This window comes from Bradyrhizobium sp. MI1.3 (genome assembly GCF_055811695.1).
The window spans coordinates 1-13,265 of the sequence record NZ_JBVVPQ010000066.1; the positions used below are offsets into that span (position 1 = coordinate 1).

Here is a 13,265-nt window from a genome sequence, read left to right on the forward strand (position 1 = left end):
TCGGCGATCGCGTGTCGCCGGGCGCGCGGAACGGCAGGACATTGGGAGGCGTTTCCACTGGGGGTGCCACACGGGGATTCTGTCCGTCGCGCTCTGGGCCTCAGGGCAACGACTGACACCTTTTGCTGGGCTTACCCCTCTCCCTAGCCCTCCCCCACAAGGGGGGAGGGAACGCAGTTGGGGTGGGGCGCTAGCTCGGCTTGATGCGATCGACCATCCGCACGCGCGAATCCTGCGGATGCAGCGCCGGCACGCCTTGCGGGGTCGGGGACATTAAGGTTATCGCGGCTTTAGGCCTTGGCGCATAGGCTGGGGCCGTGGACCTGCCCGCGGCTGCGGGCGATACTAACCCTTTCTTAAGGCTGCCATTCCCGGCAGCCATGCGCACAAGCGGGACGCGAAGCCGGTCGGATGACGAGTTCGGATTTCCAGTTGCGAGGCGTGGGCGATCCCCGGCTGGCCGTGCACGCGACCTCGCCGCTGCCCGCCTGGCTCTGGTCGATCGACGGCACGCGCGTGCTCTGGGCCAATCCGGTCGGGGCAAGACTGTTCGGCGCGGCCAATGCCACGGCGCTGGCGGAGAAGATTTTCGGCCCCGCCGACAGCCACCGCCGCCAGATCATCCGGCTTGCCGGCCGGCTGCCTCCGAACGGCGCCATCCGGCTCGAACGGCTGCGCGGCTTCGGCGCGCGGCTCGGCACGCTGATGACCTGCGCCTGTGCCCGGCTGGACTTCGCCGATGGCGGCCGCGCTGTGCTCGTTACCGCGATGGACCCGGGCTTGCGCACCATGCCGCTGGTCGAGCGCCTGCTTCGTCTCGTCGACGGCGCCAAGACGCCGATGGCGGCGTTCGCGCCCGATGGCCTGTTCGTCGGCGCCAGCGAAACGGCCCGCACCCTGCTCGGCTTCCGCGATCTCGGCGAAGCAGGCCTCGACCGGGCGCGCAGCGATGCGCTTCGCCAGGGCCGCGCCGAGACGCCGATCGGCATCGGCCAGATGGTGCTGCAGCGGGTCGGCAGCGGGGCCGATGTCGGGCTGGTCGCGCTGATCGAGCCTGCCGTGCAGCAGGCGGCGGCTGCGACTGACGAGCTCGAAGCCGGGGCCGCTGAAGAGGTCGCGCGCGAACACATCGCTCAGCCTGAGCCCGCGCCGCCCCCTGCTCCCGCCGCCGTGCCGGAGCATGTGCAAGCCGCGCCGTCGCACGAAGCGCCATCCGAAATCGCGCTGTTCGACGCCTTTGCCGAGCCGGTCGACGCGCCGGACGCAACGATCGCGCACGAACCGCCCGCGCGCGAGCCGGCCACTGAGATCGTCTCGATCCAGCAAGCCGTCGAGCAAGCGGCCGAGGCCGCGCCAGAAACTCCGGTTGAAAACTCGGCCGAAGCCATGGTGTCGCCGCAGGCCGCGCCGACCGTGACCGGCATGGTCGAGCCGCCGTCGGGCCACGAAGAGCCGCCCGCACCGCGTCAGCATCCGCTGCGCTTCCTCTGGAAGGTGGATGCAGAGGGCCGCTTTGTGCTTCTGTCCGACGAATTCATCCGCCTGATCGGCCCGCGCACGGCCGCCGGCTTCGACCGCCCCTGGCACGAGATCGCCGACGCATTCGCGCTCGACCCTGAAAGCCGCGTGGCGCAGGCGCTTGCGAGCAAGGACACCTGGGCCGGGATCACCGTGAACTGGCCGGTCGATTGCGGCGAGCATCTGCCGGTCGAGCTTGCCGGACTTCCGGTTTACGACGGCGACCGCAACTTCGCGGGCTTCAGGGGATTTGGCGTCTGCCGCGATCTCGATGGCCTCAACCGGCTCGACGCGCTCAGGCGTTTTGAGCTGCTGGCCGAACCGCAGGCGCCGCAAAGCCTGTCCGCCGATATGGTCGAACCCGAGCTAGAGGCGCCGCCTCCGCCGATCGAACCGCCCGCGCCTGAGCCTGAGCCTGAGCCTGAAGCTAAACCGCCCGAACCCCCAACCGACGCGAATTCACATCCAACCGATCCGGAAACCCCAGTGGAAACGCCTCCCAATGTCCTGCCGTTCCGCGCGCCCGGCGACACGCGATCGCCGACGCTGACGCCGGTCGAGAACAGTGCGTTCAACGAGCTTGCCCGGCAATTGTCCGAGCGCCTCGAACGCGACAAGGAAACCATCGCGGCATCGGCTGAACCGCCGGATGCCGAGATCACGCCCGAAGCGCCGACGCCGGAGCCCGAGCCCAAGTCTGAGACGCCGCACACGCCAGCCGAATGGCTGAGCGCGCCCGCGCCGCCGGCGCACGGCCACAGCCCGCGCGACCGCGCGCTGCTCGACCTGCTGCCATCAGGCATCCTGATCTACCGGCTCGACCGCCTGCTCTACGCCAACCCGGCGTTTCTCGCGCGCATGGGCTATGCCAGCCTGAGCGCCCTGGAGAACGCCGGCGGGCTGGATGCGCTCTATGTCGAGCCGGGCGTGTCCGCGGCCAGCAGCACATCGCAAGCAGGCACACCTGTCACGATCAGCGCGACGCTCGCCAATGGCGAAGCGCCGCTGCCGACCACCGAAGCGCATCTGCACGCGATCGACTGGGACGGCGAGAGCGCGCATGCGCTGATCTGCGCGCTGCCGCAAGCAGCACCCGCTGCGCCCGTCGTTGCGGAGACCGTGATCGCAGAGACCATTGTCCCCGAGACCTTCCCGCCCGAGCCCGACGTCGGCGAGGCGGACGCGGAAGATCTCGCCGCGATCCTCGACACCACGGCCGAGGGCATCGTGATGTTCGATGCCGAAGGCAACATCCACGCCTGCAACCGCAGCGCCGAGGCGCTGTTCGGCTATGACGGCGAGACGCTGATGCAGCAGAATCTGGTGACGCTGTTCGCGCCGGAGAGCCAGCACGTCGTCATCGACTATCTGGAAAACCTCAAGAGCCAGGACATCGCGAGCCTGCTCGACCACGGCCGCGAGGTGCTGGGGCGCGAGAAGAAGGGCGGCGTCATTCCGCTCGCGATGATCATGGGCCGCACCCGGCCCGACGGCCCGAACTTCTTCGCCGTGTTCCGCGACCTCTCGCAGAGCAAGCAGGGCGAGAGCGAGCTGACGCAGGCGCGACGCCTGGTCGACGGCGCGGCCAATGCCAAGGCCGACATGCTGGCGCGGATCAGCCACGAGATCCGCACGCCGCTCAACGCCATCATCGGCTTCTCGGAGGTGATGATTTCGGAACGCTTCGGCACGCTCGGCAACGAGCGCTACGGCGAGTACATGAAGGACATCCGCGCCTCCGGCGAGCGCGTCATCGCCATCATCGACGATCTGCTCGAGCTGTCGCGGATCGAGACCGGCAAGCTCGACCTCAACTTCGCCAACCTCAACCTCAACGATCTGGTCGAGGCCTGCGTGGTCGTGATGCAGCCGCAGGCCAATCGCGAGCGCATCATCATCCGCACCTCGCTCGGCCATGCGCTGCCGCAGGTGAGCGCGGATGCGCGCGCGATGCGGCAGATCACCATGAACCTGATCTCCAACTCGATCCGGCTCGCCAGCGCCGGCGGCCAGGTCATCGTCTCGACCGCCCTCACCGACCGCGGCGAGGTCGCACTTCGGATCCGCGACACCGGCCATGGCCTTACCGAGCGCGAAGTCGCCGCCGCGATGGAGCCGTTCCGGACGGCACCGCCCGGCGACGCCGAAGACAATTCGGCGCTGAGCCTGTCGCTGACCAAGGCCCTGGTCGAAGCCAACCGCGCCCGGTTCAACATCAAGAGCGCGGCGAACTCCGGCTCGCTGATCGAGGTGGTGTTCGCACCGGCGCTGGCGCAGGCTTAGCCTTCGCCACATCGTCGTCCCGGCGAAGGCCGGGGACGACCCGCGTTGAGAGAGCCCACAAGCACAAATCGCCCAAACAAAAGGGCACGGCGTTTGCGGCGCCGTGCCCTTCGCATTCAATGAGTCTTCGCCTCAGCTATAAATCTCGAACAAGCCCGCGCCGCCCTGGCCGCCGCCGATGCACATCGTCACGACGCCCCATTTGGCCTTGCGGCGCTTGCCTTCCTGGAGGATGTGGCCGGTGAGACGTGCGCCGGTCATGCCGAAGGGATGGCCGATCGCGATCGAGCCGCCGTTGACGTTGTACTTGGCGGGATCGATGCCGAGCTTGTCGCGCGAATAGAGACACTGGCTGGCGAAGGCTTCGTTGAGCTCCCACAGATCGATGTCGTCGATCTTCAGGCCATGACGCTTCAACAGCTTCGGCACGGCAAAGATCGGGCCGATGCCCATCTCGTCCGGCTCGCAACCCGCCGCCGCCCAGGCGACGAAGCGGCCCATGGGATTGAGGCCGCGCTTCTCCGCGTCCTTGGCTTCCATCAGCACCACGGCCGCGGCACCGTCCGACAGCTGGCTGGCGTTGCCCGCCGTGACGAACTTGCCGGGGCCCCTGACCGGCTCGAGCTTGGCGAGACCTTCCAGCGTGGTCTCGGGCCGATTGCACTCGTCGCGGTCGACGACGTAATCGACGATCGACTCCGCTTTGGTCGCCTTGTCGACCACTTTCATCTTGGTCTTCATCGGAACGATCTCGTCCTTGAACTTGCCCGCCTGCTGCGCGGCGGCCATGCGGCGCTGCGATTCCAGCGAATACTCGTCCTGATATTCACGGCTGAGATTGTAGCGCTCGGCGACGATGTCGGCGGTGTCGATCATCGCCATGAAGATCGCCGGCGCCGTCTTGAGCAGCTCGGGATCGATCGATTCTTTCGGAGTCCCGCCGCCCGGCATCGAGATGCTCTCGACGCCGCCTGCGACGATGCAGTCGGAACCGTCCGAACGGATCGAGTTGGCGGCCATCGCGATGGTCTGGAGACCGGACGAGCAGAACCGGTTCACCGAGACGCCCCCGGTCGATTTCGGCATTCCTGCCAGCAGCGCGGCCTGGCGGCCGATGTTCGGCGCGCCATGGGCGCAATTGCCGAGATAGCAATCCTCGACATAGTCCTTCTCGACGCCGGCGCGATCGACCGCGTGGTGGATGGCGTGGGCCGCGAGCGACATCGGCGGGGTGATGTTGAACCCGCCGCGGCCGGATTTCGCGAGGCCCGTGCGTGCATAGGAAACGATGACGGCTTCACGCATTGTTTTCTCCCTTTTCGAACGATTTTGAACGGAGCGTCGGTCGACGTCTTCTCGGCGCCATTGGTACACAATGTCCAGCGGTCGCGGGAGAAATAAAAACGCCGCCCTCGCGAGAGGGCGGCGTTGTTCCGCGGGTCGGAATATGTCGGCGTATCAGAACGTCAGCGCCTTGACCTGCTTGACCTGCGGCAGGGCCTGCACCTTGGCGAGCAGATCCGCCGGCACGGCACCGTCGACCTCGATCAGTGCGATGGCATCGGAGCCCGGCGCAACTCGGCCGAGATGGAAGGTCGCGATGTTGATCTTGGCATCGCCCAAGAGGCTTGCGAACTTGCCGATGAAGCCCGGCTTGTCCTCGTTGGTCACGTAGATCATCGACTTGCCAAATTCAGCGTCGACGCGGATGCCCTTGATGTCGACCAGGCGCGGCTTGCCGTCGGCATAGACCGTGCCCGAGACCGACCGCTCCTGCCGCTCGGTGGTGACCGTGACGGTGATCAGGCTTTCATAGTCGCTCTGGGCGGCGCGGACGATCTCGTCCACCACCATGCCGCGCTCCTTGGCGACGACGGGCGCGGAGACGACGTTGACCTCGCCCAGCATCGGCCGCAGCAGGCCGGACAGCACGGCGGAGGTGATCGCCTTGATCTTCATCTCGGCGACGTGGCCCTCATAGGTGATCTCCACCTTGAGGATGCCGCTCTCGGTCAGCTGTCCGGCGAACGAGCCGAGCTTTTCGGCGAGCGCGATGAACGGCTTCAGCTTCGGGGCCTCTTCCGCCGTGATCGAGGGGAAGTTGACGGCATTCGAGATCGCGCCGGTGAGCAGGTAATCCGACATCTGCTCGGCGACCTGAAGTGCGACGTTCTCCTGCGCCTCGGTGGTGGACGCGCCGAGATGCGGCGTGCAGATCACGTTGGGATGACCGAACAGCACGTTCGCGGTGGCGGGCTCCTCGACAAAGACGTCGAAGGCGGCACCTGCGATGTGCTTGGAATTCAAAGCGTCGACCACGGCCTGCTCGTCGACGAGGCCGCCGCGGGCGCAGTTGATCAGGCGCACGCCCTTCTTCATCTTGGCGATCGCGGATGCGTCGATGATGTTCTTGGTCTTCTCGGTCAGCGGGGTGTGCAGCGTGATGAAGTCGGCACGCTTCAAGAGATCGTCGAGCTCGACCTTCTCAACGCCGATGTCCCTGGCGCGTTCCGGCGACAGGAACGGATCGAACGCGATCACCTTCATGCGCAGGCCGAGCGCGCGGTCGGCGACGATCGAGCCGATGTTGCCGCAGCCGACGACGCCGAGCATCTTGCCGGTGATCTCGACGCCCATGAAGCGGTTCTTTTCCCATTTGCCGGCCTGGGTCGAAGCGTCCGCCTGCGGAATCTCGCGCGCCAGCGCCAGCATCAGGGTGATGGCGTGCTCGGCGGTCGTGATCGAATTGCCGAACGGCGTGTTCATCACGATGATGCCCTTGGCCGTGGCGGCGGGAATCTCGACGTTGTCGACGCCGATGCCGGCGCGGCCGATCACCTTGAGGTTGGTCGCCTTCTCGAGGATCTTCGCGGTCGCCTTGGTCGCCGAGCGGATCGCGAGGCCGTCGTAATTGCCGATGATCTCGGCGAGCTTGTCCTTGTCCTTGCCGAGGTTGGGCTGGAAGTCGACCTCGACACCGCGGTCTTTGAAGATCTGTACGGCGGCGGGAGAGAGCGCGTCGGAAATGAGAACTTTGGGTTTGGTCATGGGAATGTGTCCTCTGCCTTCCTCAAGGGAAGGGCCTTAGACCGGATTGGATGAATGTCTCGGAGCACTTTTCTCCCTCTCCCCGCAAGAACGGGGAGAGGCGAAGAAAGAAACTTACGCCGCCTTGGCGAGCGTGGCCTTGGTCTCGGCGAAGGCCCAGTCGATCCACTGTGTCAGCAGCGCGACATCGCTGGCCTCGACGGTGGCGCCGCACCAGATCCGCAGGCCGGCGGGCGCATCGCGGTAGTAGGCGAAGTCGTAGCCCGCGCCCTCCTTCTCGACCAGCGCCACCAGCTTCTTGGAGAAGTCGGCCTGCGCGTCCTCGGAGAGCGAGGTGATCGCGGGATCGGTGAACTTCAGGCACACCGAAGTGTTGGAGCGGATCGCGGCGTCCTTGGCGAGGAAGTCGATCCAGGGCGTCTTCGCCTTCCAGTCGGCGAGTACCTTGGTGTTGGCGTCGGCGCGCGCGATCAGCGCCTTCAGGCCGCCGATCGACTTGGCCCAGGTCAGCGCGTCGAGATAATCCTCGACGCAGAGCATCGACGGCGTGTTGATGGTCTCGCCGACGAAAATGCCTTCGTTGATCTTGCCGCCCTTGGTCATGCGGAAAATCTTCGGCAACGGCCAGGCCGGCTTGTAGGTTTCGAGCCGCTCCACCGCGCGGGGCGACAGGATCAGCATGCCGTGCGCGGCTTCGCCGCCGAGCGCCTTCTGCCAGGAGAAGGTGACGACGTCGAGCTTGGCCCAGTCGAGGGGTTGTGCGAACGCGGCCGAGGTGGCGTCGCAAATGGTCAGGCCTTCGCGGCTCGCGCTGATCCAGTCGGCGTTCGGCACGCGCACGCCCGAGGTGGTGCCGTTCCAGGTGAAGACGACGTCGGACTTCGGATCGACCTTGGAGAGATCCGGGAGTTCACCGTAAGCCGCGTTGAGCTTGGTGACGTCCTTGAGCTTCAATTCCTTGACGATGTCGCTGACCCAGCCCTCGCCGAAGGATTCCCAAGCGAGCGTGGTGACGGGCCGCGCACCCAGCATCGACCACAGTGCCATCTCGACCGCGCCGGTATCGGACGCCGGCACGATGCCGATGCGATAATCGGCGGGCACTTCGAGCACCTCGCGCGTCAAATCGATCGCGAGCTTGAGCTTGGTCTTGCCGACCTTCGCGCGATGCGAACGGCCGAGCGCTGCGTCCTTGAGGTTTTGGGCATTCCATCCGGGGCGCTTGGCGCAGGGGCCGGAGGAAAAATGCGGCACGTTCGGCCGCGAAGCGGGCTTCGCTACAGTCATCGTCTACCCTTCCAGATAGTAAGCCTCCCGTTGGGGGGAGGTGTCCCGCCGCGGCTGATACGGGAATCGGGAAGACCAGTCAAGGAAGTTCCGGGACCTCACGCGCGAATGATGGCGCCTCCGGTGCGATTTTAGGGGATTCGACCACGGCCAGCGCGTTCAACAAGTCCGTGGCATCGTTGATCAATTGCGCGGCGCGGCGCCGGCTGCCGACTTTCAAAATGCATTTGTCATTGGCCTGCACGACGTAGTCGTTGCCGACCTTGATCATCGAATAGCTTGTCATCGAAATCCCCGAACCGACCGAGCCCGGTTTCAGACGCTCGCGTAGCACCGTTCGTTCCTGGTTCCACGTGAACGTCGAACGGGTAGTTTATCAGCTCTTAACATGAACGTATGCGCGATCCGATTTCACTGATCGCGCAACGCTCATTGGCGTGCTGCGTCAAAAGCGGACAGTCATGCCGACGTGACTCGCCGTGAACCCAAGCCGCTTGTAGAAGCGCTGCGCATCTGTTCGCGTCTGATGCGTCAGCAGTTCGACCAAATTGCAGCCGCGCGCTTTCGCTTCCGTCACCGCCCATTGCACCAATTGCTCGCCGATGCCGCGGCTGCGCCAATCGGAAGCAACGCGGACGTCTTCGAGCAAACCGCGCAAGCCGCCTTGCGAGCTGAGACCCGGCAGGATCGCGAGCTGCAGGCAGCCGACCACCCTGCCCTCGCTCTCGGCAACCACGAGCTGGATATTTTGATCGCGCTCGACCCGCGCGAATGCCTCGTAATAGGACGCAGGCAACGGATCTTCCACGCGCTCGCGTGCGCTCCCGAGATGATCGTCGGCGAGCATCGCCACGATCGCAGCAACATCCTCACGGCGCGCGGGACGAATGGAAACGGATTCGGTGTTCATTGAGTTACTCCTGCCTCAGCGCGCCTAACGCACCTTGGGAAGCCCGAGAAAGGTCTCGGCTTCGCCGATCCAGCGGCGGATGGCGGCATAACGACCGAGATCGAAGCCGCCTTCATGCGCGACGCGCGTATAGGCAAGCAGCGAGACGTCGGCGAGCGAAACTGCATCGCCGGCGAAGAAGCGGCTTGCCGCCAGATGCTGCTCCATGCGATCGAGCGCCGCATAGCCGCGCTTGACCTTTTCAGGGTCGAGCTCGGAGGCGTCCCTGCCGAGATAGACGAGCTGGAAGCGGCACACCGCGATATAGGGCTCGTGGCTGTATTGTTCCCAGAACAGCCATTCGTCCATCTTCGCGGCAGTGAAGGCATCGCGCGGAATGAGCGCACTGTCGCGCGCGAGATAGCGGATGATGGCATTGGATTGCGCCAGCGTGCGACCTTCGTCGAAGGCCACCGTCGGCACCTGGCCGGCGCCGTTCATCCTCAGGAATTGCGGCGTGCGGCTTTCGCCCTTGCGAGTGTCGATCTCGATCCACTGATAGGGCAGCGCGAGCTTATCGCAGACCCACTTCACCTTCAGACAATTGCCGGAATTGGTATCGCCGTAGATCCGCATCGCTGCCCCCGCGTTCGGCGACAGAGCATCAGGACGGAGGCGGCCTGTCAATCGCGGCGCGCACGCGCGTCAGAACTTGTAGCCGAGACCGGCGCGGACGGTATTGATGCTGGTGTCGACTGATGACGTAAAGCGAACGTATTCCCACTCCGCCCGCAGAAACAGGCCTGCACACAGCATCGCATCGACACCAATACCGGTGGAGTAGCCATAGATCAGGTGACTATAGAGACCATCTGTGGCGGACAGATTGACATTGATTGTTTGAAAGGGCGCCGACTGGTTGAACTGAGTCCCGGTGATCTCGGCAGTCTTGGTGATGTTGGCTTGCCCAAGTGCAATGCCTCCGAACAGATAAGGCAAGAAAGAGCCGACGGCGTAGCCGCCGCGAATGCGGAGCGTTCCCATATCGGAGATCGCTATCGAGCTCGTGCTTTTGTACGTGATGTCGTCCAGAAAACTCAGAGGATCGACAAAGGAGCGCCCCATGGTGCCGGTCGCCGAGCCGCCGAACTTGCCATGTATGTAATTGACCTCGACGCCGAGCACGACATCGTCCCATTGCCCGTTGTAACCGGCGAAGGCGCCATAGCCATGACCATGTGATGACACCTTGCCGCCGCCCACTGGCCAGCTCGATACCTGTCCGCCGGCTTCGATCGAAGTATTGGCAAGCAAGGCAGCCGCAACAGTTCTAGTAGAACCGGTGAAATTCATATCGGATGTCCCGTAGCTTCCCTGGGCGCCGATATAGCTTCCTTGCCAGTTGACGTTGGAGTTGCTCAAGCCGTCTGTGAAGCCGCCGCGCAGGATCGGCAGGTCAGAGAGATCAGCCGCGTGCGCCGCAGAGATCGTCCCCAACATCGCCGCCGCCAACAAAAGCCTACGCATCGAACGCTCCATCGAACTCGAACTTTCGCTCGTGATCATGGCTCGTTAACCTTAACCAATGGTTGCGTCGGAGCCTTTCGTCGCCGCCCGCCATGAAAAATACGCAAAGCAAAACGGCGCGGGATGATCCCGCGCCGTTAAGAAGTCCTAACCGATCAGGCTGACGATCAGCCCTTGGTGACGAGCGGCGGCATGTAGGCCGGCGGGCTGTCGAGATTCCAGCGCACGCCGAGCTTCAGGTCGTGCGAGGTGATGTCCTTGAACTTGAAGACGTTGCCCGTGGTTCCCCCGGTGTAGGTCGACAAAACACCGGTTTGCCCCTCACCCATATCGACATAGCTATAGGCAAGTTCGAGGACGAGGTTGGGATTGACCTTGTATGCGAGACCCGCGTGGGCAGCCCACGCCAAGTTCCACTTCGAACCGGTCGGTGCGCTCGAGAAGCTCGCGGTCGAGAACGCAAGATCGTTGATGCCGGTGTCGGTGAAGTTCGAGATGGAGACGCGTGCGCCGCCAACGCCCGCGCCGATGAACGGCGTGATGCACCACCAGGTGCCCAGGTCGACATACGCGTTCGCCAACACCAGCCATTCGGACTTGGATGCACTGTAATTGTCGATCCCGCTGTAGGGCACGCCGCCCGCGGTTCCGGTGAAACGATCCGTTCCCTTGAAATTCGAATTGCCGCGATACTGCCCGGTCACGTCCGCGCGGAACCAATTGTTGAACCGGTAACCCGCGCCGAGCCCAAAGATGCCGGCCGTGTCGAACGACGCCTGCTGATTGAACGAGGTGAGCTGCGAATAGGCGGACTCGCGACCGTAGTGGAGATCGCTTGTCTTCTGATTGCTGAAGCCGACGTCGCCGCGCAGATACCAGCCACCGAAATCGGCGGGCGGAGCCGGGGGCGCGTACATCGGAGGGGGCGCCGCGATCGGCATGTCGGCGGCGAACGCCATCGATGAGATCAGGGTTGCCGCACCCGCGGCAAGGAGAGACTTAACGCTACGCATTGGCTTCGTCCTTTTGGCCGGTGAGGCAAATACGGCGCCTCACGTTCTGGAAACTCACGGCCCGGACGATGCCAGCAAATGTTTAAGCGCCACTTAACCCTAATTTTTAAGGTTGATTTTTTCTAACTGCACACGCGCGTGCGGCGCGAGCGTTGCAAAAATGCAGCGCAAATACGACGCCGTCGCCGCATTTCCTAACGATGTATGAAGCCGCGTTGCAGCAAGACAGGATATGTTAACGCGCGTGCCGCGGCAGCTTGGGCAGGAACACCGCAAGCAGGCCGATCGCCGGGAGGTAAGCGCAGACCTGGTAGACGAACGCGATCGAGGTGTGGTCGGCGAGCTTGCCGAGCACGGCGGCGCCCAAGCCGCCGATGCCGAAGGCGACACCGAAGAACACGCCGGAGATCATGCCGAAGCGATGCGGCACCAGCTCCTGCGCGAACACGATGATCGATGACGTCGTCGAGGAGATGATCAGGCCGATGATCACTGATAGCACCGCGCTCGCATAGAGCCCGGCATAGGGCAGCGCCAGCGTGAACGGCAGCGCCCCCAGGATCGAGATCCAGATCACGATCTTGCGGCCGAAGCGATCGCCCAGGGGACCACCGAGAAAAGCGCCGACCGCGTTCGCGGCGAGGAAAATGAAGAGATACATCTGCGCGGCTTGCGTCGACACGCCGAAGCGGTCGATCAGATAAAAGATGTAGTAGCTCGACAGGCTCGAGACGTAGAGCTGTTTCGAGAACAGCAGCGCGACCAGCACGAGGAGCGCAACGACGACGCGACGCGAGCTCGGCGCGTCGGGATGGGCTTGAGCGACCGCGGTCTTCTTCGCCTTGATCTGCGGTTCGTACCAGCGGCCGATGCGCCAGAGGATGAGGATCGCGAGGAAGGCGATCGAGGAGAACCAGGCGATGCTGCCCTGCCCGAACGGCACGACGATGAGCGCGGCGAGCACCGGTCCCATCGAGGTGCCAAAACTGCCGCCGAGCTGGAACACCGATTGCGCAAAACCGTAGCGGCCGCCGGAGGCGAGCCGCGCGATGCGCGCCGATTCCGGGTGAAACACCGCCGAGCCGAGGCCGACCAGCGCGGCGGCGACGAGGATGACCAGATATTGGTGGGCGGCACTGAGCAGCAGCAGACCGAAGAAGGTCGAGGCCATGCCGATCGACAGCGAATAGGGCTGCGCCTTCTTGTCGGTGTAGTGGCCGACCACCGGCTGGAGCAGCGAGGCCGTGAACTGGAAGGCCAGCGTGATCATGCCGATCTGCGCGAAGTCGAGTGCGTAGGTGTCCTTCAGGATCGGATACACGGAAGCGATCAGCGACTGCATGGTGTCGTTGAGAAAGTGCGAGAAGCTGATGCCGGCAAGCACGACATAGGCCGGCCCTGCGGCCTTGGCGGCGGATGCCACGTCGCTGACGATGACGGGCTCGGTCAGCGTTTCCTCTGAGACGACGACTGGCTTGTTCAATGGAGCATCCCGGCCGGCGCGGCAGATTGCCGCGACAAGCTAGTTACGCTGCGCGCGGCGAGCGATCCACCGCCAATCGTCGATGGCTGGGATGCGCTTCGCTCTTCCCGCCTGAGGGAGTTCGTAGCCCGGATGGAGCGCAGCGCAATCCGGGGCCGGGGGGCCGGGGGCCGCAGACCCGGGTTGTGGGGGGGGCCGGCGGGGGGGGCAAGGGGTG

General features: G+C 64.5%; 10 protein-coding genes. 1 reads left to right on the top strand and 9 read right to left on the bottom strand.

All coding sequences use genetic code 11. The features are described 5' to 3' along the window. Positions 1 to 411: 411 nt before the first annotated feature. Positions 412 to 3,801, top strand: coding sequence for a PAS domain-containing protein (locus tag AC0L3A_RS32185; protein ID WP_473255883.1), 3,390 nt, complete (start codon positions 412 to 414; stop codon positions 3,799 to 3,801). A 132-nt stretch (positions 3,802 to 3,933) separates the two neighbouring features. Here AC0L3A_RS32185 and AC0L3A_RS32190 read toward each other — a convergent pair whose 3' ends face one another. From AC0L3A_RS32190 to AC0L3A_RS32230, 9 genes are all read right to left on the bottom strand, one after another. Further along, positions 3,934 to 5,106 (bottom strand): thiolase family protein, encoded by a 1,173-nt coding sequence (locus AC0L3A_RS32190; RefSeq protein WP_007596708.1) that lies wholly within the window; start codon positions 5,104 to 5,106, stop codon positions 3,934 to 3,936. A 153-nt stretch (positions 5,107 to 5,259) separates the two neighbouring features. Further along, entirely contained in the window at positions 5,260 to 6,849 is a 1,590-nt protein-coding gene (serA, locus tag AC0L3A_RS32195) for a phosphoglycerate dehydrogenase (RefSeq protein WP_007596714.1), read from the bottom strand. Positions 6,850 to 6,963: 114 nt separating this feature from the next. Then, a complete protein-coding gene (locus tag AC0L3A_RS32200; protein WP_007596715.1) occupies positions 6,964 to 8,136 on the bottom strand; it encodes a phosphoserine transaminase in 1,173 nt (390 codons plus the stop codon). Between the two features lie 79 nt (positions 8,137 to 8,215). Continuing rightward, positions 8,216 to 8,470, bottom strand: a complete 255-nt coding sequence (locus AC0L3A_RS32205) for a hypothetical protein (protein WP_354128954.1) — start codon at positions 8,468 to 8,470, stop codon at positions 8,216 to 8,218. A 111-nt stretch (positions 8,471 to 8,581) separates the two neighbouring features. Then, positions 8,582 to 9,046: a GNAT family N-acetyltransferase gene (locus AC0L3A_RS32210; RefSeq protein ID WP_007596717.1), complete on the bottom strand. Its 465-nt coding sequence runs from the start codon at positions 9,044 to 9,046 to the stop codon at positions 8,582 to 8,584. A 24-nt stretch (positions 9,047 to 9,070) separates the two neighbouring features. Further along, on the bottom strand, positions 9,071 to 9,661 hold the full coding sequence (locus tag AC0L3A_RS32215) for a glutathione S-transferase family protein (protein WP_007596718.1): 591 nt from the start codon (positions 9,659 to 9,661) through the stop codon (positions 9,071 to 9,073). Between the two features lie 69 nt (positions 9,662 to 9,730). After that, positions 9,731 to 10,552: an outer membrane protein gene (locus AC0L3A_RS32220; protein ID WP_007596719.1), complete on the bottom strand. Its 822-nt coding sequence runs from the start codon at positions 10,550 to 10,552 to the stop codon at positions 9,731 to 9,733. A 167-nt stretch (positions 10,553 to 10,719) separates the two neighbouring features. After that, positions 10,720 to 11,565, bottom strand: a complete 846-nt coding sequence (locus tag AC0L3A_RS32225; RefSeq protein WP_007596720.1) for an outer membrane protein — start codon at positions 11,563 to 11,565, stop codon at positions 10,720 to 10,722. A gap of 235 nt (positions 11,566 to 11,800) precedes the next feature. Continuing rightward, complete coding sequence (locus AC0L3A_RS32230) at positions 11,801 to 13,048, bottom strand: MFS transporter (protein ID WP_007596721.1); 1,248 nt, start codon at positions 13,046 to 13,048, stop codon at positions 11,801 to 11,803. Between the last annotated feature and the right edge of the window lie 217 nt (positions 13,049 to 13,265).

Excerpts from the sequence above, each read along its gene's own strand:
- AC0L3A_RS32185 (WP_473255883.1), top strand. The coding sequence starts at position 412 with ATGACGAGTTCGGATTTCCAGTTGCGAGGCGTGGGCGATCCCCGGCTG.
- AC0L3A_RS32190 (WP_007596708.1), bottom strand. The coding sequence starts at position 5,106 with ATGCGTGAAGCCGTCATCGTTTCCTATGCACGCACGGGCCTCGCGAAA.
- serA (WP_007596714.1), bottom strand. The coding sequence starts at position 6,849 with ATGACCAAACCCAAAGTTCTCATTTCCGACGCGCTCTCTCCCGCCGCC.
- AC0L3A_RS32200 (WP_007596715.1), bottom strand. The coding sequence starts at position 8,136 with ATGACTGTAGCGAAGCCCGCTTCGCGGCCGAACGTGCCGCATTTTTCC.
- AC0L3A_RS32210 (WP_007596717.1), bottom strand. The coding sequence starts at position 9,046 with ATGAACACCGAATCCGTTTCCATTCGTCCCGCGCGCCGTGAGGATGTT.
- AC0L3A_RS32215 (WP_007596718.1), bottom strand. The coding sequence starts at position 9,661 with ATGCGGATCTACGGCGATACCAATTCCGGCAATTGTCTGAAGGTGAAG.
- AC0L3A_RS32220 (WP_007596719.1), bottom strand. The coding sequence starts at position 10,552 with ATGCGTAGGCTTTTGTTGGCGGCGGCGATGTTGGGGACGATCTCTGCG.
- AC0L3A_RS32225 (WP_007596720.1), bottom strand. The coding sequence starts at position 11,565 with ATGCGTAGCGTTAAGTCTCTCCTTGCCGCGGGTGCGGCAACCCTGATC.